Origin of the sequence: Halomonas sp. AOP27-A1-41, assembly GCF_052378605.1 — a bacterium.
In the GTDB taxonomy this organism is placed as follows: Bacteria; Pseudomonadota; Gammaproteobacteria; order Pseudomonadales; family Halomonadaceae; genus Vreelandella; species Vreelandella citrativorans.
In genome coordinates, this window is record NZ_JBQSXT010000022.1 from 1 (window position 1) to 25,953 (window position 25,953).

At 51.9% G+C, this 25,953-nt stretch carries 29 protein-coding genes and 2 tRNA genes; 21 read left to right on the forward strand and 10 right to left on the reverse strand.

Annotation, left to right across the window (positions count from 1 at the left end):
- Positions 1–124 precede the first annotated feature (124 nt).
- Positions 125–925: an iron-sulfur cluster carrier protein ApbC gene (apbC, locus tag ACT3TC_RS13605; RefSeq protein WP_172118419.1), complete on the forward strand. Its 801-nt coding sequence runs from the start codon at positions 125–127 to the stop codon at positions 923–925.
- Positions 926–936: 11 nt separating this feature from the next.
- On the forward strand, positions 937–1,503 hold the full coding sequence (gene dcd / locus ACT3TC_RS13610; protein ID WP_172118420.1) for a dCTP deaminase: 567 nt from the start codon (positions 937–939) through the stop codon (positions 1,501–1,503).
- A gap of 111 nt (positions 1,504–1,614) precedes the next feature.
- Here dcd and purN read toward each other — a convergent pair whose 3' ends face one another.
- On the reverse strand, positions 1,615–2,367 hold the full coding sequence (gene purN, locus ACT3TC_RS13615) for a phosphoribosylglycinamide formyltransferase (RefSeq protein WP_441679129.1): 753 nt from the start codon (positions 2,365–2,367) through the stop codon (positions 1,615–1,617).
- Entirely contained in the window at positions 2,364–3,431 is a 1,068-nt protein-coding gene (gene purM / locus ACT3TC_RS13620; RefSeq protein ID WP_444640390.1) for a phosphoribosylformylglycinamidine cyclo-ligase, read from the reverse strand. Before purM ends, purN begins: the two co-directional genes overlap by 4 nt.
- Positions 3,432–3,630: 199 nt before the next feature.
- Between purM and ACT3TC_RS13625 the strand changes: the two genes are divergently transcribed.
- Together ACT3TC_RS13625 and hda are read left to right on the forward strand one after the other, a co-directional pair.
- Complete coding sequence (locus tag ACT3TC_RS13625) at positions 3,631–4,743, forward strand: AI-2E family transporter (protein WP_193054645.1); 1,113 nt, start codon at positions 3,631–3,633, stop codon at positions 4,741–4,743.
- The gene (gene hda / locus ACT3TC_RS13630; RefSeq protein WP_172118424.1) at positions 4,740–5,444 is read left to right on the forward strand and encodes a DnaA regulatory inactivator Hda; all 705 of its coding nucleotides are present in this window, start codon (positions 4,740–4,742) and stop codon (positions 5,442–5,444) included. Before ACT3TC_RS13625 ends, hda begins: the two co-directional genes overlap by 4 nt.
- Positions 5,445–5,507: 63 nt before the next feature.
- Here hda and ACT3TC_RS13635 read toward each other — a convergent pair whose 3' ends face one another.
- Positions 5,508–5,882 (reverse strand): phasin family protein, encoded by a 375-nt coding sequence (locus ACT3TC_RS13635; protein WP_087107407.1) that lies wholly within the window; start codon positions 5,880–5,882, stop codon positions 5,508–5,510.
- A 240-nt stretch (positions 5,883–6,122) separates the two neighbouring features.
- Here ACT3TC_RS13635 and ACT3TC_RS13640 point away from each other — a divergent pair, with 240 nt between their 5' ends.
- Positions 6,123–7,499 (forward strand): class II fumarate hydratase, encoded by a 1,377-nt coding sequence (locus ACT3TC_RS13640; RefSeq protein ID WP_444640391.1) that lies wholly within the window; start codon positions 6,123–6,125, stop codon positions 7,497–7,499.
- Between the two features lie 8 nt (positions 7,500–7,507).
- On the opposite strand, the gene ACT3TC_RS13645 is transcribed toward ACT3TC_RS13640, so the two are convergent.
- Positions 7,508–8,593, reverse strand: coding sequence for an endonuclease/exonuclease/phosphatase family protein (locus ACT3TC_RS13645; protein ID WP_444640392.1), 1,086 nt, complete (start codon positions 8,591–8,593; stop codon positions 7,508–7,510).
- A 171-nt stretch (positions 8,594–8,764) separates the two neighbouring features.
- Here ACT3TC_RS13645 and ACT3TC_RS13650 point away from each other — a divergent pair.
- From ACT3TC_RS13650 to ACT3TC_RS13660, 3 genes are all read left to right on the forward strand, one after another.
- Positions 8,765–8,841, forward strand: a tRNA-Val gene (locus ACT3TC_RS13650).
- A gap of 21 nt (positions 8,842–8,862) precedes the next feature.
- Positions 8,863–8,939: transfer RNA gene (locus ACT3TC_RS13655), tRNA-Val, on the forward strand.
- Between the two features lie 295 nt (positions 8,940–9,234).
- Positions 9,235–9,510, forward strand: a complete 276-nt coding sequence (locus ACT3TC_RS13660; RefSeq protein WP_444640393.1) for a hypothetical protein — start codon at positions 9,235–9,237, stop codon at positions 9,508–9,510.
- Here the strand turns inward: ACT3TC_RS13660 and ACT3TC_RS13665 are convergent.
- The 4 genes from ACT3TC_RS13665 to ACT3TC_RS13680 form a co-directional block, all read right to left on the reverse strand.
- Positions 9,507–9,974: a GAF domain-containing protein gene (locus ACT3TC_RS13665; protein ID WP_172118429.1), complete on the reverse strand. Its 468-nt coding sequence runs from the start codon at positions 9,972–9,974 to the stop codon at positions 9,507–9,509. The two genes, ACT3TC_RS13660 and ACT3TC_RS13665, sit on opposite strands and share 4 nt — an antisense overlap.
- Before the next feature lie 67 nt (positions 9,975–10,041).
- Entirely contained in the window at positions 10,042–10,833 is a 792-nt protein-coding gene (locus ACT3TC_RS13670) for a MetQ/NlpA family ABC transporter substrate-binding protein (protein ID WP_172118430.1), read from the reverse strand.
- 105 nt (positions 10,834–10,938) lie between these two features.
- Positions 10,939–11,592, reverse strand: a complete 654-nt coding sequence (locus tag ACT3TC_RS13675) for a methionine ABC transporter permease (protein WP_087107396.1) — start codon at positions 11,590–11,592, stop codon at positions 10,939–10,941.
- Positions 11,573–12,616 (reverse strand): methionine ABC transporter ATP-binding protein, encoded by a 1,044-nt coding sequence (locus ACT3TC_RS13680; RefSeq protein WP_444621887.1) that lies wholly within the window; start codon positions 12,614–12,616, stop codon positions 11,573–11,575. The genes ACT3TC_RS13675 and ACT3TC_RS13680 overlap by 20 nt, the downstream gene beginning before the upstream one ends.
- Positions 12,617–13,078: 462 nt before the next feature.
- On the opposite strand from ACT3TC_RS13680, the gene ACT3TC_RS13685 reads away from it, so the two are divergent.
- The 10 genes from ACT3TC_RS13685 to moaE all read left to right on the forward strand — a co-directional run bounded on the left by ACT3TC_RS13685 (position 13,079) and on the right by moaE (position 20,882).
- Positions 13,079–13,705 carry a riboflavin synthase subunit alpha gene (locus ACT3TC_RS13685; RefSeq protein ID WP_444640394.1) on the forward strand — a complete coding sequence of 209 codons (627 nt, stop codon included), beginning with the start codon at positions 13,079–13,081 and terminating at the stop codon, positions 13,703–13,705.
- A gap of 197 nt (positions 13,706–13,902) precedes the next feature.
- Positions 13,903–15,201, forward strand: coding sequence for an NCS2 family permease (locus ACT3TC_RS13690; protein ID WP_172118433.1), 1,299 nt, complete (start codon positions 13,903–13,905; stop codon positions 15,199–15,201).
- A gap of 38 nt (positions 15,202–15,239) precedes the next feature.
- The gene (locus ACT3TC_RS13695) at positions 15,240–15,785 is read left to right on the forward strand and encodes an adenine phosphoribosyltransferase (protein WP_172118434.1); all 546 of its coding nucleotides are present in this window, start codon (positions 15,240–15,242) and stop codon (positions 15,783–15,785) included.
- Between the two features lie 8 nt (positions 15,786–15,793).
- Positions 15,794–16,282, forward strand: coding sequence for a xanthine phosphoribosyltransferase (gene gpt, locus ACT3TC_RS13700; protein WP_087107385.1), 489 nt, complete (start codon positions 15,794–15,796; stop codon positions 16,280–16,282).
- A complete protein-coding gene (gene ung, locus ACT3TC_RS13705) occupies positions 16,275–16,958 on the forward strand; it encodes a uracil-DNA glycosylase (protein ID WP_444640395.1) in 684 nt (227 codons plus the stop codon). The genes gpt and ung overlap by 8 nt, the downstream gene beginning before the upstream one ends.
- 98 nt (positions 16,959–17,056) lie before the next feature.
- Positions 17,057–17,686, forward strand: a complete 630-nt coding sequence (gene upp, locus ACT3TC_RS13710) for a uracil phosphoribosyltransferase (RefSeq protein ID WP_087107382.1) — start codon at positions 17,057–17,059, stop codon at positions 17,684–17,686.
- 87 nt (positions 17,687–17,773) lie between these two features.
- On the forward strand, positions 17,774–19,006 hold the full coding sequence (locus ACT3TC_RS13715; RefSeq protein ID WP_444640396.1) for a uracil-xanthine permease family protein: 1,233 nt from the start codon (positions 17,774–17,776) through the stop codon (positions 19,004–19,006).
- Positions 19,007–19,056: 50 nt separating this feature from the next.
- Positions 19,057–19,617, forward strand: coding sequence for a molybdopterin-guanine dinucleotide biosynthesis protein B (mobB, locus tag ACT3TC_RS13720; protein ID WP_444640397.1), 561 nt, complete (start codon positions 19,057–19,059; stop codon positions 19,615–19,617).
- A gap of 5 nt (positions 19,618–19,622) precedes the next feature.
- Positions 19,623–20,423, forward strand: a complete 801-nt coding sequence (gene moaC / locus ACT3TC_RS13725) for a cyclic pyranopterin monophosphate synthase MoaC (RefSeq protein ID WP_172118439.1) — start codon at positions 19,623–19,625, stop codon at positions 20,421–20,423.
- Between the two features lie 3 nt (positions 20,424–20,426).
- The gene (gene moaE, locus ACT3TC_RS13730) at positions 20,427–20,882 is read left to right on the forward strand and encodes a molybdopterin synthase catalytic subunit MoaE (RefSeq protein WP_444640398.1); all 456 of its coding nucleotides are present in this window, start codon (positions 20,427–20,429) and stop codon (positions 20,880–20,882) included.
- A gap of 66 nt (positions 20,883–20,948) precedes the next feature.
- On the opposite strand, the gene ACT3TC_RS13735 is transcribed toward moaE, so the two are convergent.
- On the reverse strand, positions 20,949–22,526 hold the full coding sequence (locus ACT3TC_RS13735; protein WP_444640416.1) for a ribonuclease J: 1,578 nt from the start codon (positions 22,524–22,526) through the stop codon (positions 20,949–20,951).
- 320 nt (positions 22,527–22,846) lie between these two features.
- Between ACT3TC_RS13735 and purU the strand changes: the two genes are divergently transcribed.
- Positions 22,847–23,701: a formyltetrahydrofolate deformylase gene (gene purU, locus ACT3TC_RS13740; protein WP_172118441.1), complete on the forward strand. Its 855-nt coding sequence runs from the start codon at positions 22,847–22,849 to the stop codon at positions 23,699–23,701.
- A gap of 107 nt (positions 23,702–23,808) precedes the next feature.
- On the opposite strand, the gene lexA is transcribed toward purU, so the two are convergent.
- Positions 23,809–24,486: a transcriptional repressor LexA gene (lexA, locus tag ACT3TC_RS13745; protein WP_444640399.1), complete on the reverse strand. Its 678-nt coding sequence runs from the start codon at positions 24,484–24,486 to the stop codon at positions 23,809–23,811.
- Between the two features lie 265 nt (positions 24,487–24,751).
- Between lexA and ACT3TC_RS13750 the strand changes: the two genes are divergently transcribed.
- The gene (locus ACT3TC_RS13750) at positions 24,752–25,429 is read left to right on the forward strand and encodes a TetR/AcrR family transcriptional regulator (protein WP_172118443.1); all 678 of its coding nucleotides are present in this window, start codon (positions 24,752–24,754) and stop codon (positions 25,427–25,429) included.
- On the forward strand, positions 25,407–25,934 hold the full coding sequence (locus tag ACT3TC_RS13755) for a L,D-transpeptidase family protein (RefSeq protein WP_444640400.1): 528 nt from the start codon (positions 25,407–25,409) through the stop codon (positions 25,932–25,934). Before ACT3TC_RS13750 ends, ACT3TC_RS13755 begins: the two co-directional genes overlap by 23 nt.
- Positions 25,935–25,953 lie beyond the last annotated feature (19 nt).

The window sequence follows — 25,953 nt, forward strand, 5'->3', positions numbered from 1 at the left end:
ATTGACAGGCGGATGCTGGTAGCCCCAGCATCCGTTTTTGTTTGTTGGTTTATGAATACGTGGCCACAGAGTATCATTTGGCACAACGTGAATAGTTTTTGCCTGGATTATAGGAGCGCGACTAATGGACGGCGTTAAACATATTGTCGCAGTGGCCTCGGGAAAAGGTGGGGTTGGTAAATCGACCGTCACCGTTAACCTGGCGCTGGCACTGTCTGCTCAGGGTTATCGTGTGGGCGTACTGGATGCGGATATATATGGCCCAAGCCAGGCGCAAATGCTTGGTGTGAAGGAGGGTGTCCGCCCCGAAGCGACTGACAACAACCAGTTTTTACCGTTGAACGCCCATGGCCTTCAAGCCATGTCGATGGCCTTTTTGGTCAATACGCGTGAAGCGATGGTCTGGCGGGGGCCAATGGTGGTGGGGGCTTTTCAGCAAATGCTCACACAAACACAGTGGGATAATCTTGATTTCCTACTGATTGACATGCCCCCAGGCACCGGCGATATACAGCTGACACTGGCGCAAAAAGTGCCAGTAACGGGGGCGGTTATTGTGACCACCCCGCAAGATATCGCGCTGTTGGATGCGCGTAAAGGTATCGAAATGTTCCGCAAGGTGAATGTTCCGGTGCTTGGTGTGGTTGAAAACATGAGCCTTTACCACTGTGAAAACTGTGGTCATGAGGCCGCAATTTTTGGTACAGGAGGAGGGGATAGCATTGCCGAAGAGTACCAGACAACCGTACTGGGACGGCTGCCATTGACGTTGTCCATTCGAGAGCTGGCAGACTCGGGTACTCCAAGCGTTATCTCAGAGCCTGATAGCTCGGTAAGCCAAGCGTTTGCAGAGATTGCCAGGCAAGTTGCCCAGTCAGTAAATGGCAGCGAAAGCGATGGGCCCACTATTTCTTTTAGCGAGTGATGAAGTAACACATGAGTATCAAATCAGATAAGTGGATTCGTCGCATGGCACAAAGTGATGCCATGATTGAACCGTTTGAAGCAGAGCAGGTTCGCTATGTTAATGATCAGCGAGTGATCTCTTACGGCACATCCAGCTATGGCTACGATGTCCGCTGTGCCGATGAATTTAAAGTGTTTACCAACATTCATTCGGCCATTGTTGATCCTAAAGCGTTTGACGAAAAAAGCTTTGTGGACGTAAAAGGTGATGTTTGCATTATTCCGCCTAACTCGTTTGCGTTAGCTAGAACGGTTGAGTATTTTCGTATTCCGCGCAGCGTGCTGACTATTTGCCTGGGCAAATCAACCTATGCGCGTTGCGGTATTATCGTGAACGTCACGCCGCTTGAGCCGGAGTGGGAAGGGCATGTAACGCTTGAGTTCTCTAACACGACCAATTTGCCAGCCAAGATTTATGCTCACGAAGGTGTGGCGCAAATGCTGTTTTTAGAGTCCGACGAGGAGTGCGAAACGTCGTATAAAGACCGAGGCGGGAAATACATGGGGCAGCGTGGTGTTACGTTGCCGCGCACGTAATCGATACGCCTGTTAAGTAGCCCTAAAAGTAAGGCCTTACGGTTTCCCGTAAGGCCTTACTTTCTATTTACTGTGCGCGTTTCTGCGAACAGTAACCGACAGGTCGATCAACTACACGTCGCTGTCTTCATCCAACTCTTCATCAAGCTCTTCAGCGGCATCGGCATGAGAAAGACGCATACCATGTTCAGGCAGAAGATGACCGTCCATTTTGGCGCCTTCTGCGCTGTACTGTAGCCGCCCCTCTAAAAACCACTGTACGGCGATTGGGTAAATCAGGTGCTCGCGGGCGTGGACCTTCTCTTTAAGCGTCTCTGCGTTATCCTCAGGAGTGACCGCTAATTCTGCTTGCAGAACTACGGGGCCGCCATCCAGCTCTTCGGTAACAAAATGCACGCTGCAACCATGGCTGGTTACTTTGTCGGCCAGCGCCCGTGCATGGGTATTTAACCCTTGGTACTCGGGCAGCAGTGAGGGGTGAATATTCAGCATCCGACCCAAAAAGCGTTGTACAAAGCGCGGCGTTAAAATACGCATAAAGCCAGCCAGCACAATCACGTCGGGTTCATGACGCTCAATCACCTTAATCAGCGCGCCGTCGTAAGCCTCGCGGTTGTCATATTCACGATGAGGCAGGGCGACGGCCTCGATGCCGGCCTCGTGGGCGCGCTTCAAACCATAAGCGTCAGCCACGTTGGAGATCACCGCCACAATCTCGCCGCCTAAACGGTCATGCGACTGCGCATCAATCAACGCTTGAAGATTACTGCCACTGCCTGAAATCAGCACAACGACCCGCCGTGGCCCGGTAGGTTCTGGTGTCATGTCGGTAATCGTGTCGCTGGGATATTCGGTACCACTCATGCTGACAGGTTCTCCAGCACCACCGCTTCTTCCTGACGTTGGGTAATATGCCCGATATGATAAACCGTTTCGCCTTGAGCTTGAAGGTGGGCCATGGCCTGGTCAGCTTCAGCCGCAGGAATCACCAGTACCATACCGATGCCGCAGTTAAGCACGCGGTGCATTTCGACTTCGTTAACATTGCCTTGGGCCTGAAGCCAATCGAAAACCGCGGGGCGCTGCCACGTATTAATATCAATATGTGCTGCTAGCGTATCAGGCAGTACGCGCGGAATGTTTTCCAGCAGGCCGCCGCCGGTAATATGGGAAAGCGCATGCACCGGAATAGAGGTGCCGCGCATTAGTGAAAGTAATGATTTGACGTAGATACGAGTCGGCGCCAGTAATGCATCACCCAGTGGGGCATTATCTACCTGGGTGTCGAGAGAGGCATTGCTGACGTCAAGGATCTTACGAATCAGGGAGTAGCCATTGGAGTGAGGGCCTGAGGAGGCAAGCCCAAGAAGAACATCGCCTTCTGCCACTTTACTACCATCAAGAATTTCGGATTTTTCCACCACACCAACGCAAAAACCGGCTAGATCATAGTCGCTGCCTTCGTACATGCCCGGCATTTCGGCGGTTTCACCACCCACCAGAGCGCAGCCTGCCAGCTCACACCCCGCACCAATACCCGTGACAACATCTGCCGCGATATCCACATCCAGCTTGCCCGTGGCATAGTAGTCAAGGAATAACAGCGGCTCAGCACCTGCAACAATCAAATCATTAACGCACATGGCCACCAGGTCGATGCCGATAGTGTCATGTTTGCCAAGGTCCATGGCGAGACGTAGCTTGGTGCCTACGCCATCGGTGCCAGACACCAGTACAGGCTGCTTGTAACCTGCTGGCAGCTCGCATAGTGCGCCAAAGCCGCCTAACCCGCCCATTACTTCGGGGCGTGTGGTACGTTTGGCAACGTGTTTAATGCGGTCAACTAGGGCATTTCCGGCATCAATATCGACACCTGCATCTTTATAGCTGAGTGAAGGAGTAGCCGGAGAAGTGGAAGTCTCGGTCATGACAGTTCCTGTGAAGCCTATAGCAGTACGGGGTAGTGCTGGCGAAATGGCCAGTGCTGGGCAATAACTGCAGAAGATTGTAACACCCAGCGGCGTGGGTCGCATCGCCGGTATACATGTTGGGTCAGTGTTCCTCCAACTTTTGTTATTATTAAGCGTACAAAGCGCTATTGATGGATCCAGGAAGGAGAGTCATGTAATGCGAAATTCATGGTTAGGGGTTGGCCTGCTCGCGATTTTCATTGGGCTGGTGTATGTACTTAATTCGGTGTTGATGCCCTTTATTGCCAGCATGGTATTAGCCTATTTAGCTGACCCGCTGACTAACTACTTTCAGCGGCTTGGAATGAAACGACCTTTCGCCGTGAGCCTGGTATTTCTGGTGCTGCTTATTGTATTAACGGCGAGTCTATTGATTTTTATTCCGCTGGTGATTCAACAAATCAAGCAGCTAGGGGAAGTGATGCCTGACATGTTCATGTGGATTGAGAATGTGCTGGCGCCACAGGTTCAGGAGTGGACGGGCTACGATTTGCGTGCCGAGTTAATCAATGTGCGTGAAGTATTGGTGGAAAACTGGCGTGATGCGGGAGGGTATTTGGCTCAAGCGCTAGGCCAAATTGGCCGCTCAGGTATGGCCTTTATGACATGGATTACTTATATCGCTTTGATTCCTGTCGTGACGTTTTATTTACTCCTCGACTGGAAGCGGATGCTGCGCAATCTTGCAAGCCTGGTGCCAAGGCAATGGGCTGATGATACGTTTCGCTTAGCACGGCGTTGCGATGAAGTGCTGTCCTCTTTTTTACGCGGCCAGCTTTTGGTGATGTTGTGCCTGGGCGTTATTTACGCGACCGGTCTTACTGTGATGGGGCTTAATTTTGGTTTGTTGATAGGGTTTGTGGCCGGTCTGGTAAGTTTCGTACCCTTTTTGGGGTTTATTGTTGGCATTGCCGTCGCCTTAATTGTTGCATTATTTCAATTCGGTACGTGGTGGGCGGTGCTCGGTGTGATCGTGGTATTTAGTATCGGTCAAGCTGCAGAAAGTGTCATACTGCAGCCCAAACTATTGGGCGATAAAATTGGTTTGCATCCTGTCGCCGTTATTTTTGCTGTACTGGCGGGTGGAAATTTATTTGGGTTTACCGGTGTGCTGTTAGCGTTACCCGTTGCAGCTGTTTTTATGGTGCTGCTTAGAGAGCTTAATGATCGTTATAAACACAGCACCTTTTATAATGCAGAACAAGGCTCGCTAACGCCTTTAAATCACCATAATGAGCTGGGGCGTCACGACGAAAGGGAGTCACCATGAGCCGAGTGCCGGCACAGCTGCCGTTAGGAGTAGGGTTGCGCGATGATGCAACCTTCAATAACTATTACGCTTCAGGCGCGAATGCTCCACTGGTTGAACATCTGACACAACAATTTCAGCCGAATGCAGAGCCGTTTATCTATTTATGGGGTGCGCAAGGCAGCGGCAAAAGCCACCTGCTTCAGGCCGCCTGCCATGCGGCTTCCGATGCGGATATGCGGGCCTTGTATTTACCGTTAGCTGACCTGGGGCATTTTCCGCCCCTGATGCTTGAAGATATAGAGCGATTGGATTTAGTCGCGATTGATGATCTTGAGTATGTCGTTGGCCGCAAACGGTGGGAAGAAGCCCTGTTTCATGCGTTTAATCGCCTGCGCGATGCTGGCAAACAGCTTGTTATCGCCTCTAACACACCTCCGCGCCAGCTTGAGGTTGTGCTTCCGGATCTTGCTTCACGCCTTACCTGGGGAGTGACGTTTCATTTACACCCTTTGGATGACGAAAGCCGTTTGGCCGCGCTTAGGCTGCGCGCCAATGTCAGGGGAATGCAGCTACCCGATGACGTAGGGCGCTATATTTTGCACCGCGGACCTCGCGAATTAGGCGATTTATGTAAGGCGATTGAAACTCTGGATCAGGCTTCCTTGTCGGCTAAGCGTAAACTGACAATCCCGTTTGTTAAGTCTGCACTTGGCTGGTAAGCAAAAGCCCGCTGAGTGGATCAGCGGGCATCTAATGATTAAGTGTTCAGAACTTAAAAAAAATCAGGTCGTTTGACGCATCTTGCCAGCAGCAGCTTGTGCTTGTTTCACGTTTTCTTCGGTTAGTTTTTGGCTTTTCTTGAAATAATCTTGCTGAAGCGAAACCACTTTATCGGCATCGCCTTTCACACGTTCCGCTAGCTGCTTAACAACCTGCTGTTGGCCTTCCATATAATTACGCAATCCTTGCGGATCTTTAACGCTGGTTAGCTGGCGCAATTGATTAATACCCGTCTCAGCATAAGCCTGGTTTGCTTCCACCTGAGCGTTCAGCATCTTTTCGGCATAATCAATCGTTAGCGCAGCATAAGCGCGTGCAGGGGCCATAAAGACGTTATCAAACTGCTGGTTCATTTCATTTGTGTTGAATGCATTCATTATGAAACTCCTGCCTGAACAATAAAAATGTCATTAGTTTAGCGTTTCTGCAGTGCAGCATAGCAGTCGTTTTTGTGCGCTGCAATATAAAGAGGCAGGCTTAATGTGAGCATGATGGGACATGACGGTTTACCTGGCCGGTTGGAGCGTCTAGTTTGAATAACGGCAGCGGTTGAGAAGGGATTTGCCCACGTGATCGCTTGTAGATAAGGTTGATTACCACTCAAAGGAGAGAATCATATGGATACTCGTATCGAGCGCGATAGCATGGGTGAGCTTGAAGTGCCTTCTTCCGCGCTTTATGGCGCTCAAACGCAGCGGGCCATTAATAATTTTCCGGTGTCTCACACCCCTATGCCCCCCGCGTTTATCCATTCCGTAGCGCGGATAAAGCTGGCTGCAGCGCGGGCTAACCAGCAATTGGGCCTGTTGGATGATGCTAGAGCCAAGGCTATTCAAAACGCAGCACAGGCTGTAATTAACGGGCAGCACGACGACCAGTTCCCGATCGACGTTTTTCAAACGGGCTCGGGCACTTCTACCAATATGAACGTGAATGAAGTATTGGCTACCTTGGCAAGCCGTGAAGGTGTCGATGTGACGCCTAATGATCACGTGAATATGGGGCAATCAAGTAATGACGTTATCCCAACCGCCATACATGTGTCAGCAGCGATTGCGGTTAATGAGTCTCTCAAGCCAGCACTTGAGCATCTAAAGACCTGTATTGATCAGCGTGCCGAGGAGCTAAAAGATGTTGTCAAAACGGGACGCACCCATTTAATGGATGCGATGCCGTTACGTATGGACCAGGAACTCGGGGCCTGGTCGAGTCAATTAGGGCAGGCTATTGAGCGATTCGACAGCGCGATGAGCAGGCTATGCCGCTTGGCGCAGGGTGGGACAGCGGTTGGTACGGGTATTAATGCACCTGAGGGATTCGCTGAGCAGGTAGCCAAAGAGCTAAGCGAGCAAACCGGGCTTAATTTTGCACCCAACGATAGTTTTTTTGCCAGTCTTTCATCTCAGGATGCCGCCGTTGAACTATCCGGGCAGTTAAAAGGCCTCGCGTGCGTCATTATGAAGATTGCCAACGACTTACGCTGGATGAACTCAGGCCCCTTGGCTGGGCTCGGCGAAATTGAGCTTGAGGCGCTTCAGCCGGGTAGCTCCATCATGCCGGGCAAAGTTAACCCTGTGATTCCTGAGTCGGCAGCGCAGGCGTCAGCCCAGGTGATTGGGTTTGATGCCGCCATTACCGTGGCAGGCCAGAGTGGTAATTTTCAGTTGAACGTCATGCTGCCACTGGTGGCAACGAATTTGCTCATGGCGATTACGCTAATGAGTAATACGTCACGGCTACTGGCGGATAGAGCAATTGCAACGTTCAAGGTGCGAGAAGATAACTTGCAAGTCCCCTTGGCTCGAAATCCTATTCTGGTGACCGCACTTAATGTCGTGATTGGCTATAATGCCGCGGCGGCAGTGGCTAAAAAAGCCTACCAGGCAGGTAGGCCTATCATTGATGTTGCTGAGGAAGAGACGGATCTGGACCGTAAAACGCTGGAACGCCTTTTGGATCCAAGCGTATTGACCCAGGGAGGCGTTCCGGAGTAACCCGTCGATCAGGTTAGTTGCTTCTCGGTTTTGCCTTTTTGAATCGTTTCGCTGGCTTTTTGATGCTCTTCGCTGTCTGCTTCGGGTCGCTCCTGCTCATTTTGGCGAGAGGGCTGATAGCATAGGGTGGCGAGAATAGGAAAGTGGTCAGACCCAAAGGCATCAAGGCGCTGCATGTTGACCAGGGTGAAGTGGTTGGTTACAAAAATGTGATCAAGAGGCCAGCGTAATAAGGGGTTCTTGGCGTGGAAGGTGCTAAACATGCCCCGTCCGCGCCTGGGGTCAAGCATGCCGCTAACCCTGCAAAATAGTCGAGTGGTACGTGACCAGGCGACGTCATTCAGATCGCCGGCGACCAGGGTGGGCTGGGACGTTTGATGTACCTCTTGGCCCACCCATAAAAGTTCGGCATCACGCCATAACGACTTTTCGCTTTCTGATGGCGCAGGTGGGCGAGGGTGGACGGCATATAGGCGAATATAATCGCCGCTTTCAAGCTGCACTTGGGTGTGAATGGAAGGGATATCCTCCTGAATTAGCCACTTAACGGAGGTGTCTTTCAGCGGCAAGCGCGAATAAAGATGCATGCCGTACAAGTTATCTAAAGGCACTTTAACGTTATATTTCCAGCGTTCTGCTAGCACGGGGTCGAGCTTATCCTGCCACCACTGATCTGACTCAAGGGTTAAAATGATATCCGGCTGGTGTTGCTGGATCATCCCCAATAATCCTTCCGTGTGCCGATTAGGCGTCAGCACATTGGCAATTAAAAGCGTAATGTGCTGTTTGCTGGAAGACTGTTTGGATGCGTTTTTAACGTCCACTGGCCATAGCCGAGTCCAAGGCAAGATATATTGGCTTTGTAAAGCGACGGTGATGAGAACGATAATCCAAGTCGCGGTACGCCAATTGCTAGGCGATAGAAAGACGAGAGCGGATACCCCACAAAGCAGCGACAGAGTTGCTATTTGAACGCGAGGAAATTCAAAGCAGCGGACCCACCACCAGCGAAGAGGGATGCGTGCAATCAGTGTTGCAAGCAGAGGTATTAACGCTATGCACGCAAGGAGGGGGGTAAGGAGAGGGGCGAGCATTATTGGTTTCCTGCTTTAGAAAGAGGGGTGGACGGTTTAAAACGCTGAAAATTTAAATACTCACTTACGTAGCGATTTTATAGCGAGATGGGCGTGAGTGGGTTGTTCAGAAAGAAAAAATTAGCTTGCAATGCAGTGATAAATAAGTAGAATACGCATCCGTTGCACGACAGGACCATAGCTCAGTTGGTTAGAGCGCCACGTTGACATCGTGGAGGTCGGCGGTTCAAATCCGCCTGGTCCTACCATCATCGCAACCTTTTCTATTTAGGACCATAGCTCAGTTGGTTAGAGCGCCACGTTGACATCGTGGAGGTCGGCGGTTCAAATCCGCCTGGTCCTACCAAATTGTTAGCCCCGTGCTTTTTAAAGCACGGGGTTTTTTTTGTTTAGCGTCGTTCTCATGCCGTGCACGTTTATTGCGCGCAGCATTGCTATTCAGACACAGCTTACCTTGTCGGGTGTAACGCCCAGTGATCAGGAGGTTGGTACGCTGTGTCTTTTTGCGTGAGATGGTATCTGTCACGATAACGTCATGCTTCATAAAGTACAATATTTGTATAGCTATCGGCGTGGCGCTATGCGGGAATTCGCGCTGTGATGAACAACTCTCTCCATGAACATGATTCAAGGATGAAGATATGTATCTTAATTTATTGCCCCGTTGGGCCTCAGATTTTGGTGGCTTAAAGTTAGGCCGTAAATCTGCAAATAAACCGCCGCTAGTGAGCGATAATCGTGAGAGTGTGGAGCTTGATGAATATTTTCATACGGCTCAAGAGCTAGGGTTGAGCCGCTATAAGGCAGAAGAAATATTCAATCAAACGCTAAGAAAAGCGCGCCGCCGCTCTGAGCTATCCATGAGCGACGTTATTTTTCGCGCTTACTGCACCATTCATCTACATGCTTACCACTAGCGGGTCGGTAGATCTGTTTGGCGCTGAAAAGTCGCTATTAGCGCTTCGATTCCTGCCTGATCGTCTGCGGTAAAGCGCGCAGGTAGTGGGCTGTCCAGGTCTAGAACGCCCCATAGAAAGCCTTCTATCACGATGGGAATGACCAGCTCGGAACGTGAGTCGGCATCGCAGGCAATATGGTCTGCGACGGCGTGTACATCATCGACCCGCTGTGTCTGCTGCTGGCGCGCTGCGGCTCCGCATACGCCTTTGCTAAAAGGGATGGGGTGGCAGGCGGGCTTGCCCTGAAAAGGCCCTAACCCTAGGGTCTCGGGTTGACGCTGAAGATAAAACCCCACCCAGTTTAGGTCAGGTACTTCCTGCTGAATAAACGCGCACATTTGAGCGCTGTTGGTAAGCCAGTCGCGTGTATCAAGCAGGGCTTCGAGCTGGCGGTTGAGTAGCGCGTAATTAATGGTTGGCATCATTATCTCATCATAAACGCATCAGGCCGACGCTAAGGCCGGCCTGATGAGGTGCTTGCTGAAGGGGTTATTCAGTCCAGCCCGGCACGGCAGCGCCTTTAAACAGCTCTTCTGCTTTGGCTGCTACTTCGTCGCGCTGATAGGCATCCACTAGTTGGCGAATATCTTCACGCTCTTCATCACCGCCGCGTACGGCAATAAGGTTCACGTAGGGAGACTCAGGCCCTTCTTTGATCAGGGCATCGTCAAGCTTCAAGCCAGCTGGCTGGGCGAACGTGTTGTTGATAAACGCCATGTCGACATCGCGCAATACACGGGGCAACTGGGCAGCTTCAATTTCACGGAAGCGGAAGTTGCGCGGATTCTCGGCGATATCGATCGGCGTGGCTTCCAGATACTCCGGGTCGTTTAGTGTGATCAGGCCTTCGTTATGCATCAAAATCAACGCACGACCTTCATTGGAAGGGTCGTTGGGCAGTGCAATCTGCGCGCCGTCGGGCAGATCTTCAATGCTATCGAATTTTTCTGAATAAGCACCGATCGGATAAACAAAGGTATAGCCTGCAACGGCAAGGTCATAGCCGCGATCGCTGACCATGGCATTCAAGTAAGGGGCGTGCTGGTAGGCGTTGGCATCAAGGCTACCGTCGGCCAGCGCAACGTTGGGCGTTACGTAGTCGGTAAATTCGATAATTTCGACATTAAGGTCATACTCTTCTTTGGCAATCCGCGCCGCCACTTCCATGACTTCAGTTTCGGGGCCAGCAACGGTACCCATTTTCAGCGTGCGGGTTTCTGCGTTTGCAACGTTAACGGCCAGTGCCAAGGCTGTCAGGCTACCAATTATTAGTTTTTGCATGATAAGTCTCCTAATACGTTGTATCGTCATTTTTTAATAATATTGGAATAAGAAAAATAATTCTAATGTTTTTTTGTTATAAGAGAGCGTGGCCAGTTGCGACCACTATTTGCGATCACTTTTGCGCACCAGATAGTCGCCCAGGCTTTGAAAGCCTTGCACCATGACCACTAAAATAATCACGGTAATCAGCATAATAGTGGGGTTAAAACGGTTGTATCCATAACGGATGCCCAGGTCCCCCAAGCCGCCACCACCTACCGCACCCGCCATAGCGGAGTAACTGACTAGCGTTACCAGCGTAATGGTTAAGCCTGTAATGATGCCGCCTCGCGCCTCTGGTACAAGTACCTTGCGAATAATCTGCCACGGGGTTGCGCCCATGGACTGAGCAGATTCTACCAGGCCCGGTGACACCTCATTGAGTGCGCCCTCTATCAGACGCGCCACAAAAGGGATGGCCGCAATGGTTAGGGGAACTGATGCGGCGTTGATGCCTATCGACGTGCCTACCAGCATACGTGTGAACGGGATGATGGCTACCATCAAAATAATGAAAGGAATCGAGCGGCCAATATTAGTAATAATGCTCAATACCTGATTAAGCACTGGCTGGGCTAGAATTTGCCTTGGCCGTGTCGCGTACAACAATACGCCTAATGGTAGGCCGAGCAGTGTCGAAATGACGCCAGAGATGGCCACCATATACAGCGTATCCAGCGTGGCCTGTAAAATAAGGTCAAACATTGCGCTGGACATAACCAAGTACCTCGACTTCTAACTGGTGAGACTGAAGATAATCCATTGCCTGTTGCGTCTGCTCTGTCGTGCCAAGCAGTTCTGCAATCATAAGCCCTAAGGTGCGGTCCTGAATGGACTCGACTTTGGCCTGTAAAATGCTGACATCCACATTGCACTCGCGGGCCAGGCGGGAGATAAGCGGTGTTGAGACGGCATCGCCAGAAAACGTTAGACGTACGACGGGGTGAGTGGTCTCTCCTGGCGTATCGCTTAAGCGTTCGATCAGCTCTTTAGGGGGGCTAAGCTGGAGAAAATCGTTCAAAAATTCGCGGCCAAGCTGAGTGCTGGGGGCCGTGAAAAAGTCGCCGACTTCTGCGTCTTCCACTAGTGTGCCGTTGGAAATAAGGCTTACGCGGTGGCAAATTGACTTAACCACTTCCATTTCATGGGTAATCAACAAAATAGTGATACCCAACTGGTGATTAATATCACGCAGCAACTCAAGAATAGAGCCGGTAGTTTGTGGATCTAATGCCGATGTTGCTTCATCACACAGCAGCACATTGGGTTGGCTGGCTAGAGCGCGGGCGATAGCAACACGCTGCTTTTGGCCACCCGAGAGCTGCGCGGGATACTGTTTGGCTTTGTCCGCCAGCCCGACCATTTCCAGTAGCGGGAGTACGCGGTGTTGAATGGCGCTACGTTTTTCACCCATCAGTTCAAGCGGCAGAGCAACGTTATCAAACACGTTCCGCGTAGTAAGCAAGTTGAAGTGCTGGAAAATCATGCCAATGCGGTGACGTGCCTGGTTTAGGGCGCCGCCGTTTAAGCGAGTCATCTCTTGGCCATCCACGGTCACGCTGCCACTGGTTGGCCGCTCAAGTAAGTTAACGCAACGGATTAGCGTGGATTTTCCAGCGCCGGATAGGCCGATAACGCCGTGAATAGCGCCTCTAGGTACGTGCAAATTAACATCTTTCAAGGCGTGAACGGCGTTATTGCCGCTGCCATAAGTTTTACTGACGTTGCTAAGTTCAATCATAGCGTCTGCCTTAATAGGAGGCCAAAGACGGAGTGCAAGGGAGCAAGCGTAGGGCGAGGAATAAAAAAAAGGCCACCCTTTCGGGTGGCCATCAACGCTGGACACACCCTTTTAGCTGCACTTCACCAAACCTGTGGCTTGGTGGGCGCCCGCAATATGGGTACAAATCGGCGCCATTACATGGGCCGAAAGTCTAAGCAGCCCCTTCCTCTTTGTCAATTGAAACCGGCTGTTTTACGCGTGTGGCCGCTTGATTAGGCGCAGTCGTGCGTTTTTAAACGTTTTTAGGCGTACTGCACTTTGCTTTGCGTCCATCAAGGCATTTGATTAGCGTCACGCATGCTGCTCATCATACTTTCCCGGGTGCGGTGTGCGCATTGTTAACTTCTCACGGATAAACTTGCGCCGGGTTGATTTCGTGTTTGAATAGGCGCTTTCACAGTGACGTAGTAAGGGTGGATTATGTTTACCGGCATCGTACAGGGCACCGCAAGTATAGTAGAGGTGCATAAACTTGACGCGTTTCGAACCCATGTAGTGGCATTGCCACCCGAAATGCGTGAGGGGTTGGAAATTGGTGCGTCAGTGGCCCATAACGGCGTGTGTTTAACAGTTACTGCTATTGAAGGCGATAACGTTAGCTTTGATTTGATGCGCGAAACCCTGCGCTTGACTAATCTTGGTGCACTTGAACCGGGTGGGCGCGTCAATATAGAGCGTGCTGCACGGTTTGGCGACGAGATTGGGGGGCATTCGATGTCCGGCCATATTATCTGTATGGCCAACGTCGTCGCGATAGAAGAAGCTCCCAATAACCGTCGGCTTTGGTTTTCTCTACCCGACACGATTGGCCGCTTTGTGTTTGAAAAGGGGTATGTCGGTGTTGATGGTATCAGTCTGACGGTCGGAGATGTGCGTCGCGCGGCAGATGATAGTGGCATTGAGTTCAGTGTGAATCTGATACCCGAAACGCTCTCACGCACCATGCTCAAAGAGCGTCTGCCTGGCGATAAGGTCAATATTGAAATTGATCCGCAAACACAGGTGATTGTCGAAACGGTCGAGCGCGTGCTGGCCAAACGATTATAAGAAAGCAGCGGGTGGTTGGCTGACCTGCTGGTTCGCTGATGGCCTGAAGATTGCTAGCGTTAGTGTCAGTGGAGGTGGCTCCGCTTAAACCGGCTGTGCGTTAGGTACTCGCATCGCGCGGGAGCTTTCGGTAATATGTGCGGCTTTTCTCGCTCCAAGGGGACGCATACTGCGTTTGCGCGAAGGATAAAACATACATGAAACTTCTGGATAAGTATTTCAAGCTCACTGAGCTAAATACGAATGTGAAAACAGAGGTGGTCGCCGGGATCACAACGTTCCTGACGATGGCTTATATCATTTTCGTAAACCCTAGCATCCTGTCGGAAGCGGGTATGGATTACGGTGCCGTCTTTGTCGCGACGTGCGTGGCGGCAGCGATTGGCTGCTTCGTGATGGGGATTTGGGCTAATTACCCCATTGCGCAAGCACCGGGGATGGGGCTTAACGCCTTCTTCACTTACGGCGTGGTGCTAGGTATGGGATATACCTGGGAAGCCGCGCTTGGTGCGGTCTTCTTCTCGGGTTTGATATTCTTCGTACTGAGTGTTTTTAAAGTCCGTGAGTGGATTATCAACTCGATACCACTCTCGCTACGCTTAGGGATTGCGGCAGGGATAGGGCTTTTTCTGGCCATGATTGCGCTTAAAAACGCAGGTATTGTGGTGGCTAATCCGGCGACTCTGGTCGCGATGGGAGATCTTTCACAGCCAGCGGCTCTTTATTCATTGCTGGGCTTTTTTGTGATTACCGCGTTGGCGTACCTGCGGGTCAAGGGCGCGGTATTAATTGGCATCCTGGGCATTACTCTCATTTCGATGCTGTTGGGCCATAATGCATACAACGGTGTGATGTCGATGCCGCCCTCTATCGCGCCTACCTTTATGGCGATGGATCTGGTGGGCGCCCTTGATGTGGCGATGCTCAGCGTTATTTTTGCGTTCCTGTTTGTTGATCTGTTCGATACATCCGGCACGCTGGTAGGGGTTGCTCATCGGGGTAATCTACTCGACAAGGATGGCAAACTGCCTCGTATCGGGCGCGCCATGATGGCCGATAGCACAGCATCGATGGCAGGCGCGGCACTCGGTACCTCAACCACCACGAGCTATATCGAATCAACGGCGGGCATTGCATCGGGTGGGCGAACAGGCCTAACAGCCGTCGTGGTCGGTGTACTGTTTTTAATCAGTCTTTTCTTTGCGCCGTTAGCAGGCTCTATCCCGGCTTATGCCACTGCCGGTGCGCTGCTGTACGTTGCGGTACTAATGGCGGGCAGTTTATCCCATGCGAACTGGGAAGACCCAACCGATGCTGCTCCGGTATTAATTGCAGCATTGGCAATGCCGCTGACGTTTTCAATTGCTGACGGTATTGCCTTGGGCTTTATTAGCTTTGTAGGAATTAAAACGCTTTCAGGCCGGTTTAGCGACCTGAATCCTGCTGTCGTGATTCTGGCCTTGCTGTTTGCAGCGAAGTTTCTATTCCTGGGTTAATTACCCAGGCTATTTATTATTAATCTATGAGAGACGCGATGAGCATCTACGGTGACTACATTAAGTCGGTTATTCGCACCGTTCCTGATTGGCCTGAGCAGGGGGTGAACTTTCGTGATATCACTCCGTTATTACAAAACAGTGCGGCGTTTCGCAAACTAATTGATAGTTTCGTGCATCGCTATCAGGAAATGAACCTGGATGCCATCGCCGCGATTGATGCGCGTGGTTTCATTATCGGTGCACCGCTCGCCTATGAGCTAGGTTGTAGCTTTGTACCGGTTCGCAAAAAAGGCAAACTGCCTTTTAAAACGATCAGTGAAACCTACAAGCTGGAATACGGTCATTCGGAAGTAGAACTACATTCTGACGCTTTTCAGGAAGGTGACCGGATCCTGCTGATGGATGACCTGATTGCCACCGGTGGCACTATGCTGGCCGCCGCCAACCTTATTCAGCGTTCTGGCGGGCATGTCGTAGAAACCGCCACTATTATTGACCTACCCGAGTTGGGCGGTTCTCAGAAAATTCGCGATGCTGGCTTCAGCGTATTCGCGGTATGTTCTTTCAACGAAGACGAGTAACGCCTCTCATGAGCAGCGAACGCTATCACCAACACTTCATTATTTCCTGGGACCAGCTGCACCGAGATGTGCGTCAGCTTTGCCACCAAATGATGGAGCGGGACTTCAAGGGTATTGTGGCGATTACCCGTGGCGGGTTAATCCCAGCGGCACTTATTGCACGTGAGCTTAACGTGCGCCTGATTGATACGATCTGTATTAAAAGCTATGACCATATGGATCAGGGCGGTCTGAATATCATGAAGGGCGTTGACCATGATGGCGAAGGTTGGCTGTTGGTCGATGATCTGGTGGATACCGGTAAAACCGCGCGTGCGGTACGTGAAATGATGCCTAAAGCGCATTTTGTCACTATCTATGCCAAGCCAGAAGGGCGCCCTTTGGTTGACCAATATCTCACTGAAGTGGCTCAGCAGTGCTGGATTCAATTCCCTTGGGATATGGGAGTTGCCTATGTTGAGCCTCTCGTTGATCAAGTTAAAAGGACTTATGACTAATCCATTAACGAACGACTGGGGCCGGTGGCTCGGTGATGAATTTCAAGCCGACTATATGAAGGCGTTGAAACAGTTCTTGGCTCAGGAAAAAGCGGCTAAAAAGGTTATTTACCCTCACTCTTCTGATTGGTTTCGTGCGTTTGAACTGACGCCATTGGAAGAGGTGAAAGTCGTTATTCTAGGTCAGGACCCGTACCACGGCCCCCGTCAAGCGCATGGGTTAAGCTTTTCTGTTCAGCCGGGGGTGAAAATCCCCCCGTCGCTTGCCAATATTTATAAAGAACTGGCAAACGATGTGGGCGTTAAACCGGTGCCGCATGGCAGCCTGGTTAGCTGGGCCAAACAAGGCGTTTTGCTGTTAAACACGGCGTTAACCGTTGAGCAAGGCAATGCCGCGTCGCATCGCGGCAAAGGTTGGGAGCCGTTTACCGATCGAGCAATCGAAACGGTAAGTCAGCATGCTCCGCCGTGCGTGTTTTTGTTATGGGGTAGTCATGCGCGCCAGAAAAAAGCGCTGATTGATCAGCGGCGCCATTTAGTGCTGGAGTCGCCCCATCCTTCGCCGCTGTCTGCCCATCGGGGCTTTTTTGGCAATCACCAGTTTTCTCAAGCGAACCAGTTCCTGATGGGGCAAGGACGTTCGCCCGTTGAATGGCAACTGCCCGAAAGCGCTTAACCTGATGGACAGATGCAGGTAGAATGCGCGCAATTTTGTATGCCTGAAGATGCGGCCTGAGTCGTTATCCTGATATCACACTGCAGTGAGGAAGCCCCATGAGTGTCTACGCCATTAACCATCCGCTTGTTCAACATAAGCTGGGACTGATGCGCGAAGTTGATTTGAGCACCAAGAGCTTTCGTGAACTGGCAGGTGAAGTGGCCAAGCTCTTGACTTACGAGGCCACGAAAGGCCTGGAGCTTGAGGATCACGAAATTCAAGGTTGGAACGGCGAGCCTATCGCCACGCGCCGACTTAAAGGTAAAAAAGTAACGGTTGTGCCCATTCTGCGGGCTGGTTTAGGCATGTTGGAAGGCGTTACGGATTTGATTCCCAGTGCGCGCGTCAGCGTTGTCGGCCTTTATCGCGATGAAGAAACGCTGCAGCCTGTGCCGTATTTTGCGAAATTCGCTAACGATATTGAAGAGCGCATGGCGCTGGTGATTGACCCGATGTTGGCAACCGGTGGTTCCATGATCGCCACGCTGGACATGCTGCGTGAGCGCGGCTGTGAACATATGAAAATCATTGTTCTTGTCGCTGCTCCCGAAGGCATCAAGCGTGTGCAGGATGCTTACCCAGACGTGGAAATTTATACGGCCTCGGTAGACGATCGACTCGATGAGAATAGTTATATCGTGCCGGGATTGGGAGATGCCGGCGATAAGATATTTGGAACGCGTTAAGCGTTTTTCCTAACGGTGCCCCTTACGCTTCGCGTTGGGGGCATTTTTTTGCCTTTTCGATATAAATTGATTCCTGGGAGTTGAGTGATGAGTAATGCTGGCAGCCGGTCCGAGTCTTGGTCGAAGGTACTGCTGACCGGAGCACAAATGCTGTTTGTCGCATTTGGCGCGTTGGTACTGGTTCCACTGTTAACGGGCTTGGATCCAAGTGTTGCACTTTTTACTGCCGGTGCGGGAACGTTAATATTTCATGCGGTTACCAAGCAGTCGGTGCCGGTATTTTTGGCATCCTCGTTTGCGTTTATCGCGCCTATTCAGGGGTCTATTGCCAGTTTCGGTGTTTCCGCGACGCTTGGCGGTTTAATGGTAGCCGGTCTTGTGTATGTCATTATTTCCCAGATCATACGCGTACGCGGTATCGGTTGGCTAAATCGTTTGTTACCGGCGGTGGTGGTTGGCCCGGTCATCATGGTGATTGGCCTGGCGTTAGCGCCGGTGGCCGTTAGCATGGCAACCGGGGAAACCAGCGACAATATCAGCTATGGTCAAGCGATCTTTTTATCCATGGCCAGCCTGCTGGTGACGCTGGTATTAGCGGTATTTGGGCGTGGCCTGCTGCGTTTGATTCCCATTATGGGGGGTATTGTTACCGGTTACGCACTCTCCCTGGTGATGGGGGTTGTCGATTTTACACCGGTACATGAAGCGGCCTGGCTTGGAATACCCAATTTTACGGCGCCTAGCTTTCATTGGGCGGCTATTTTATTCATGATTCCTGTGGCCATTGCGCCTGCGGTTGAGCATATCGGAGATATGGTGGCGATTGGTTCGGTAACGCGTAAAAATTATCTCGAAAAACCGGGCCTGCACCGTACATTGCTGGGCGATGGTTTGGCGACTATGGCGGCGGCACTGTTTGGCGGCCCACCCAACACGACGTATTCCGAAGTAACCGGTGCCGTAACACTGACGCGGGCGTTTAACCCTGTTTATATGATTGTCGCGGCGATTATCGCCATTCTGCTGGCCTTTATTTCCAAGCTGGGTGCACTGTTGCAAACGATTCCAGGTCCGGTAATGGGCGGCATTATGACGCTGCTGTTTGGCTCGATTGCTGTCGTCGGAATGAATACGCTAGTACGTGCGGGTCAGTCGCTAACTGCGCCACGCAATCTGGTGGTGGTGTCGTTGATTTTAGTGTTTGGTATTGGCGGCATGCAATTTGGGGGAGGCCAATTTACCCTGCAGGGCGTAAGCTTGGCGGCTCTCGTAGGTATTGTATTGAATTGGCTATTGCCTCGTGAGCGCGAAGGGGAGTAACAGCTCCCACGTCCTTATCAGGATTCATTACCAGGGAAGGAGACATGTATATGGTAAGTAATGTAGCCACTGCATTTCCCGTACTCGGCGTTGTCGCTTGGAGTGGAACGGGAAAAACGACGCTACTAACGCAGTTGCTGCCACGGTTGCGCCAGGCAGGGCTAAAGGTAGCTGTCATAAAGCATGCCCATCACAGTTTTGAAGTGGATAAACCCGGTAAAGATAGCTATGAGCTGCGTAGCGCCGGGGCGGCACCGATGCTGGTCGCCTCACGGGAACGCTTTGCGCTAATGCAGGAAACGCCGGGTCAGGATGAGCCAGACCTGGCAGCGTTGCTGGCGATGATGGCTTACCATGAGCCAGACCTTGTTATCGTCGAAGGATTCAAAGCATGGCCCATTCCCAAGCTCGTACTGTATCGTAAGGGAATTGGAGAGCCGTCTATTCTTCATGATGCGACGATTCAGGCGGTGGCACTTGATGATCAACCACCGGTTGAGCTTGGCTCCCGGATTACCCCGCTAAACCTTAATGATATCGATGCAATTACTCACTGGGTGCGTACGTGGGCTAGCACTCAACCCAATGGCACATTTTTAAAACATAGGTGATAAACATGCAGCTAACCCACCTCAATACGCGTGGTGAAGCTAATATGGTCGATGTGGGTGATAAGCACGAAACACGTCGTGAGGCCGTCGCCTCGGGGCGGATTTTAATGCAGCCAGAAACGCTGAAGCTGCTAAGTGATGGCGAGTTACCCAAGGGCGATGTCATTGCAACGGCCCGGATTGCCGGTATTCAGGCCGCGAAGCGTACCCATGAATTAATCCCTTTATGTCATTCGTTGGCGCTTTCCAAAGTCTCCATTGAATTTGATATCGACCCTGCGCAGGGCTGTGTCCACGTGACGGCACTGTGTCGATTAAATGGGCGTACGGGTGTTGAGATGGAGGCGCTTACCGCGGTGTCGGTCGCGTGTTTAACGCTCTACGATATGTGTAAAGCCGTCGATAAGGATATGTGTATCGACGCTGTTCAGCTTGAAAGCAAACGCGGTGGCGTACGTGGCGATTATCAGCGCAGTGCTCGCCCGCAAGCCCCTATTGTGACGGGGGAGGGGACGGCAGGCGAAGTGACATTAGGCGAACGCTGCGCCTCGCCCTGTGTTCGGGTGAAGTTTTTAGCCGAGCTGCGTGAACGTGTCGGTGTGAGTGATACGGTGCTTGATCTGGACCAGGTGCCGAGCCGTGATATTGCGGGTTTGAAGGCTGCGCTGAGCCAGCGTGATACGCGATTTAGCGTGCTCACCGACCAGCGGACGCTGTGTGCGATTAACCAGGTGATGGCCAACGATAGCGCACGGATTACTGACGAGGATGAAGTCGCCTTTTTTCCACCCGTGACAGGGGGCTAAACGATGAATATCCAGGTCCGAGTCCAGTCAGCGCCTTTTTCATTAGGCGATGGCTATGCGTCGACGCTCGCCCAGCGAACCGATATTGGCGCGGTTGTCAGTTTTACAGGGTTGGTTCGGGACTTTAACGAGTCGCCTGATGTCACCGGGCTTACCCTGGAACATTACCCCGGCATGACAGAGCGTACGCTGGAGCAGATAGGCGAACAGGCGTGGCAGAGCTGGGCGCTTCAAGCGGTTTATATTGTTCATCGGGTGGGCTACCTGGCGCCGGGGGATCCCATCGTTAGGGTGCTGGTGGCGAGCGCCCACCGGCGCGAAGCATTTGAAGCATGTGACTTTATTATGGATTTTTTAAAAACCCAAGCGCCGTTCTGGAAAAAGGAGCATTCCACCAAGGGTGAGTATTGGGTGAAAGAGCGCGCTACCGATTGGCAAGATGCCGAGCGCTGGTCATAAGGCTATTACAGTACCCGCCTAGCGAGTACGCTGCGTTCTACAAGATTCGGTTACGCCTCGTTGCGTTTATAGAGGCGCTTCCGCGGCCATTATTTGTAAGTGGACCTCGGGCATGTGCTGCATGTGGTCCGCCAACCAATGAATCAAGCGTGGCTGTAGCGCAAGGCGCAAATCAGCCAGCGTATCCGCTTTAATCTCCTCCAACTGATTGTCCAGCCATTCGCTAAAGCTATCTTCGTCGAGCGGGCTGGCGCTGCTGCTATCCAGCATCAAGCGACCGATGCGCCACCATCCGGTATCGCTGGCCGCGACAGGCAGAGCGAGAAATAAACTGCCTCGGCGCGTCGTGGTTTTGGTGGCCTCCAGGCCCGGATGCGGTACAACGCTATTTTGATTAACGATACAGGGCGGTTGAGGGTGGCAGGCTTCGCAGTGCAGTCCCAAGTGGTCCATAACGATCATGTCGCCATTAACGGGTGCTAAAGGTGCGCTGATGCCCAAGGAGTCTGCAATAGCTTGGTGGGCCTGCTGGTGGCGCGCTTCGCCGTGCACGGGGATCAAATATTTGGGCCTGATCCACTGGTAGAATGTGATGAGTTCTTCTTGCGCAGGGTGGCCTGTGGCGTGCAGCTCTGGATGATTAACCTCATCAAAGATCGTGACCCCAAGTTGGACCAAGCGTTTTTTGAGCTGCTCAATGGGGCGCTCATTGCCGGGGATAGCTTTGGCAGAAAAAATGACGTTATCGCCAGGCTCAAGGTCAATAAACGGATGGCGCCCTTGGGCGAGTCGTTGCAGTGCTGCACGAGGCTCACCTTGGCTACCTGTGGCGATAATCACCACTTCATCGGGGGGCAAATAGCCCAAATCATGGGGGGGGACAAGCGCTGGGAAGTCATCCATGTAGCCAAGCCCGCGTGCAATGCTCACCATGCGCTCCATGGATCGCCCCATCAAACTGACCCGACGGCCGCATTGATGAGCCGCCCGGCCAATGGCCAGTACGCGTGCCAGGTTGCTTGCAAAACAGGAGACCACGACGCGGCCCTTGCATTCCTTCAGGCTTTTAGCCAGCGCTTTAGCCACATCGCCTTCACTGCTGGAGTGGCCAGGCAGAGGGGCATTGGTTGAATCACCTACTACTAAATCAATCGGGGCAAGCGCTCGAAAGTGCGCCGCGTTAATGGGCGTGCCAATCAGCGGCTCTGGGTCCAGCTTCCAATCCCCTGTGTGCATTATGCGGTAATCGCCCGTCACGATGACCAGCGCGCAGCTTTCAGGGATCGAATGGGTAACCGGCAAATAGCGCACCGAAAAGGGCGCCGTTTCCATTGCTTCGCCCGGCTCGATGATCTTAATCGCGGCGCTACTTAGCTGGTGTTCAGCGAATTTCGCGCGTAAGAGGCCTGCCGCAAGTGGGGTGGCATAGATAGGGCAGTTCCACTTGGGCCATAACCAGGCAACCGCGCCAATGTGATCTTCATGTCCATGCGTTATAAATAACGCTTGGGGCGTTATGTTCAGTGCCTCGGCGGTGCCCAGGTTAGGTACCTGAAGGGGCGAGTTAGGCAAATCCTGGCGAATCATCATGCCGCAGTCGACCGCGATCCAGTGATCGTCGTATCCATACAGCGTTAGATTCATGCCGATTTCACCACACCCACCCAGCGGCAGTAGGCGCAGAGGCGGGCGGCGGCGAGGACGAAGTTGAACGCGTGGTGGATGCATCGGTTATGAAAAGCCTAAAAAGTAATGCCTTAACTATACGGGAAGGCAGGGGCGGCTAACAATGACCCCCGACATTAGATAACGGTGCTTCGTTAATAGGGTTCCGGTACACTAGGCAGCCGTTATTTACGGCGTCGCTATTTAGCCGCTGTTTGCGGCGCCGTTGCACTATGCCAATAGACGATGCCAATAGTGGTTTGTCATTTGTATTTCGTAGGTCGTCAAGAGTACTTCACATGTCTCATTATTACCGTTTAGTCGTTTCCTGCCCCGATCAGGTGGGTATTGTTGCCCGTGTGTCTGGATTTATTGCTCAACAAGGCGGCTCTATCACCGAGGCCAGTCAGCATTCTGACTTGCAAACGGGCCGCTTTTTTATGCGTTATGAGATATTGGCCGATTCGCTTGGCATGTCCGTTGAAACATTACGCAGCGCCTTTGAGCCAATTGCTCAAGAGTTTTCCATGCAGTGGGCGCTAATGGATACTCAAAAGCGTCGGCGCGTCATCCTCATGGTCTCCCGTGAGTCTCACTGCCTGGTGGATTTACTTTACCGTTGGCAGGCAGGTGAGCTGGATTGTGATATCGCCGGTGTGATTTCTAATCACGAAGACATGCGCTCAATCGCTGAGTGGTACGGTATTCCTTATCACCATGTGCCGGTGGACCCGAATAATAAGGAAGAGTCGTTTACTCAGGTGCAGGAACTTATTGATAACGCGCGAGCGGACTGTATTGTATTGGCGCGCTATATGCAGATTCTGCCCCCGTCGTTGTGTGAGCGCTATGCTGGGCAGGTAATTAATATTCACCACAGCTTCTTGCCTTCATTTGCTGGCGCCAAGCCTTACCATCAGGCTTATGAGCGCGGCGTAAAGCTAATTGGCGCGACGTGCCACTACGTGACGGAGGAATTGGATGCCGGGCCGATTATTGAGCAGGATATTCATCGTGTGAGTCATTGCCATACGCCAACCGACCTGGTTCGCTTTGGGCGCGATGTAGAAAAAGCCGTATTGGCGCGAGGCCTGCGCTGGCATCTGGAGGACCGCGTTTTGATCCACGGCAATAAGACCGTTGTCTTTAGCTAAGCGTTTTAAAAACTGTTTAAGCTGAACCAGTAACAAAACAAGGGGGTGGTCATGAAAATGGCCACCCCCTTGATGCTTTTCAAATCCAATTCCACGCAAACGGCTTATTAGCCTAGCGCTTGGCCATTACCGCCACGGATGACGCCTACACCTACGCCTTCAATATCCAGGGATTGGGTTCGCAGGTCGATTTCAATCGGTGCAAAATCAGCGTTTTCCGCAATCAGCATGACCTGATACCCTTGGCGTTGAAAGCGTTTTACAGTGACTTCATCTTCCAGCCGCGCAACGACGATTTGCCCGTCACGTACACGATCAGTGCGGTGCACCGCCAGTAAATCGCCTTCCAGGATGCCCACATCCTTCATGGATAAACCGCGTACCCGCAGGAGGTAGTCGGCTTTAGGGGTGAAATATTCTGCGTGTAGCGGGCAGTAACGGTCGATATGCTCCGCTGCAAGGATCGGGCTGCCAGCGGCCACTTCACCGATGACTGGCAAGCCCATCGGCGGAAGATCATTGCTGTTGGCTGCAACGGTGGCGGGTAATTCGCTAACGTCCTGAACTTCCTGGTTGGGGAGGCGAATCCCCCGCGACGTATTGCGAATAATCCGGATAACGCCTTTACGCTCAAGAGCACGTAAATGCTCTTCAGCGGCATTGGGGGATTTAAAGCCCAAGGCCTTGGCAATTTCGGCGCGGGTGGGAGGGTAGCCGAATTCACCCATGGTTTTTACTATAAAATCAAAAACATGTTGCTGACGTGCTGTGAGTGGCCGCGACATACCAAACTCCATAAACAATAAAAGACAGTCGGTATCTGTCTGCTTGATCAGTATGTGTTTAAGTATACAGTATGTTGCTCTATCCAGTACATGGTTAAAAAAGCAGCTTGTTAAAACACTGTCTGTGAGCGGTAAGACGTTTGAATTAACGCTAATGTGCAGGGTAGCCAATTAAAAAAATCGGTGAATAAGGGTGATTGAGCCTGATTAAGATATGACTTACTATTCTGGCATGTTTTAAACACTCGTTTCTCCGGAGGCCATAATGGCACAATCTGACACGGTGTCACGCATTCTGGATACCGCTGAGGTGCTGTTTGCAGAGCGTGGCTTTGCTGAAACGTCACTGCGTAACATTACCAGTAAAGCGCGAGTAAACCTGGCGGCTGTTAATTATCATTTTGGTTCCAAGAAAGCTCTTATCCAAGCCGTATTCTCGCGCTATCTAGACCCGTTTACTCAGCGTTTTCATGGTGCGCTCGATGAGCTTGAAGCCCACTACGCCGATCGTGCCATCCCCCTGGAAGAGCTACTTGAAACAATGGCCACCACGGTGCTGGCAGTGCCTGCTGAACGGGATAGTTTGAAAGTCTTCATGCGCTTATTGGGATTAGCCTATAGCCAAGCGCAGGGGCATTTACGGCGCCATATTCAAGAGCAATATGGGGATGTGTTTACCCGCTTTACCGGGCTTGTGCGTAAGGCGACCCCTGATTTACCCGATGCCGAGCGTTTTTGGCGGCTGCACTTTATGTTGGGTACGGTCATTTTCACCTTGTCGGGGCTGGATGCGCTACGTGATATCGCCTCCAAGGATTATCAGGAGCAGGTGACTGTGCGTGATTTAGTGCGACGCTTGCGCCCTGTGGTCGTTGCCGCCATGAATGCTCCACTGCCGCAAGAGGTTGAAGGAGCGCAGCATGCGAACGCCCCTGTTAGCTGAGTTGCCACCTAAAAAAGACGGCTGGATCGAAATTGATACCGGCGCACAAATCCTGCGCTGGTGGCAGGGTCAAACACCAGACTTTGAGTGCGCTATCTCTACTGGAGGCGCTGGCGTTGGCCAGCAAGAAGGAAGTGGCCAAACGCCGCATGGCTGGCACTATGTTCGCGCGGCAATTGGCCATGAACAGCCGGTCAATGCGGTATTTAGAGGCAGGCGTTTTACCGGTGAAATTTTCTCAAGTGACTTGGCCGACGCTCATCCGACACGTGACTGGATTTTGACGCGTATTTTATGGCTGTGTGGGTTAGAGCGAGGATTTAACCGTGCAGGCACGGTTGACTCTCAGCGCCGCTATATTTATGTACACGGAACGCCGCCCGATCAACCGATGGGCAAACCTGCTTCACATGGCTGTGTTCGTATGCGCAACGAGGACCTGCTTTATATCTTTGAGCGCGCCGTGCCTGGAACGCCTGTTTGGCTACATGGCAGCCATCTGTAATGGCTTTACGCAGAGGCTT

Bases quoted from the DNA above. Each gene is read 5' to 3' on its own strand.
- ACT3TC_RS13625 (WP_193054645.1), top strand. From the start codon at position 3,631: ATGCGAAATTCATGGTTAGGGGTTGGCCTGCTCGCGATTTTCATTGGG.
- ACT3TC_RS13675 (WP_087107396.1), bottom strand. From the start codon at position 11,592: ATGTCCAGCGCAATGTTTGACCTTATTTTACAGGCCACGCTGGATACG.
- hda (WP_172118424.1), top strand. From the start codon at position 4,740: ATGAGCCGAGTGCCGGCACAGCTGCCGTTAGGAGTAGGGTTGCGCGAT.
- dcd (WP_172118420.1), top strand. From the start codon at position 937: ATGAGTATCAAATCAGATAAGTGGATTCGTCGCATGGCACAAAGTGAT.
- mobB (WP_444640397.1), top strand. From the start codon at position 19,057: ATGGTAAGTAATGTAGCCACTGCATTTCCCGTACTCGGCGTTGTCGCT.
- ACT3TC_RS13645 (WP_444640392.1), bottom strand. From the start codon at position 8,593: ATGCTCGCCCCTCTCCTTACCCCCCTCCTTGCGTGCATAGCGTTAATA.
- apbC (WP_172118419.1), top strand. From the start codon at position 125: ATGGACGGCGTTAAACATATTGTCGCAGTGGCCTCGGGAAAAGGTGGG.
- ACT3TC_RS13665 (WP_172118429.1), bottom strand. From the start codon at position 9,974: ATGCCAACCATTAATTACGCGCTACTCAACCGCCAGCTCGAAGCCCTG.
- ACT3TC_RS13695 (WP_172118434.1), top strand. From the start codon at position 15,240: ATGAGCATCTACGGTGACTACATTAAGTCGGTTATTCGCACCGTTCCT.
- ung (WP_444640395.1), top strand. From the start codon at position 16,275: ATGACTAATCCATTAACGAACGACTGGGGCCGGTGGCTCGGTGATGAA.
- ACT3TC_RS13635 (WP_087107407.1), bottom strand. From the start codon at position 5,882: ATGAATGCATTCAACACAAATGAAATGAACCAGCAGTTTGATAACGTC.
- purN (WP_441679129.1), bottom strand. From the start codon at position 2,367: ATGAGTGGTACCGAATATCCCAGCGACACGATTACCGACATGACACCA.
- ACT3TC_RS13640 (WP_444640391.1), top strand. From the start codon at position 6,123: ATGGATACTCGTATCGAGCGCGATAGCATGGGTGAGCTTGAAGTGCCT.
- moaC (WP_172118439.1), top strand. From the start codon at position 19,623: ATGCAGCTAACCCACCTCAATACGCGTGGTGAAGCTAATATGGTCGAT.
- purU (WP_172118441.1), top strand. From the start codon at position 22,847: ATGTCTCATTATTACCGTTTAGTCGTTTCCTGCCCCGATCAGGTGGGT.
- ACT3TC_RS13735 (WP_444640416.1), bottom strand. From the start codon at position 22,526: ATGAATCTAACGCTGTATGGATACGACGATCACTGGATCGCGGTCGAC.
- ACT3TC_RS13750 (WP_172118443.1), top strand. From the start codon at position 24,752: ATGGCACAATCTGACACGGTGTCACGCATTCTGGATACCGCTGAGGTG.
- ACT3TC_RS13685 (WP_444640394.1), top strand. From the start codon at position 13,079: ATGTTTACCGGCATCGTACAGGGCACCGCAAGTATAGTAGAGGTGCAT.
- upp (WP_087107382.1), top strand. From the start codon at position 17,057: ATGAGTGTCTACGCCATTAACCATCCGCTTGTTCAACATAAGCTGGGA.
- purM (WP_444640390.1), bottom strand. From the start codon at position 3,431: ATGACCGAGACTTCCACTTCTCCGGCTACTCCTTCACTCAGCTATAAA.
- ACT3TC_RS13690 (WP_172118433.1), top strand. From the start codon at position 13,903: ATGAAACTTCTGGATAAGTATTTCAAGCTCACTGAGCTAAATACGAAT.
- gpt (WP_087107385.1), top strand. From the start codon at position 15,794: ATGAGCAGCGAACGCTATCACCAACACTTCATTATTTCCTGGGACCAG.
- ACT3TC_RS13755 (WP_444640400.1), top strand. From the start codon at position 25,407: ATGCGAACGCCCCTGTTAGCTGAGTTGCCACCTAAAAAAGACGGCTGG.
- ACT3TC_RS13680 (WP_444621887.1), bottom strand. From the start codon at position 12,616: ATGATTGAACTTAGCAACGTCAGTAAAACTTATGGCAGCGGCAATAAC.
- ACT3TC_RS13715 (WP_444640396.1), top strand. From the start codon at position 17,774: ATGAGTAATGCTGGCAGCCGGTCCGAGTCTTGGTCGAAGGTACTGCTG.
- moaE (WP_444640398.1), top strand. From the start codon at position 20,427: ATGAATATCCAGGTCCGAGTCCAGTCAGCGCCTTTTTCATTAGGCGAT.
- lexA (WP_444640399.1), bottom strand. From the start codon at position 24,486: ATGTCGCGGCCACTCACAGCACGTCAGCAACATGTTTTTGATTTTATA.
- ACT3TC_RS13670 (WP_172118430.1), bottom strand. From the start codon at position 10,833: ATGCAAAAACTAATAATTGGTAGCCTGACAGCCTTGGCACTGGCCGTT.
- ACT3TC_RS13660 (WP_444640393.1), top strand. From the start codon at position 9,235: ATGTATCTTAATTTATTGCCCCGTTGGGCCTCAGATTTTGGTGGCTTA.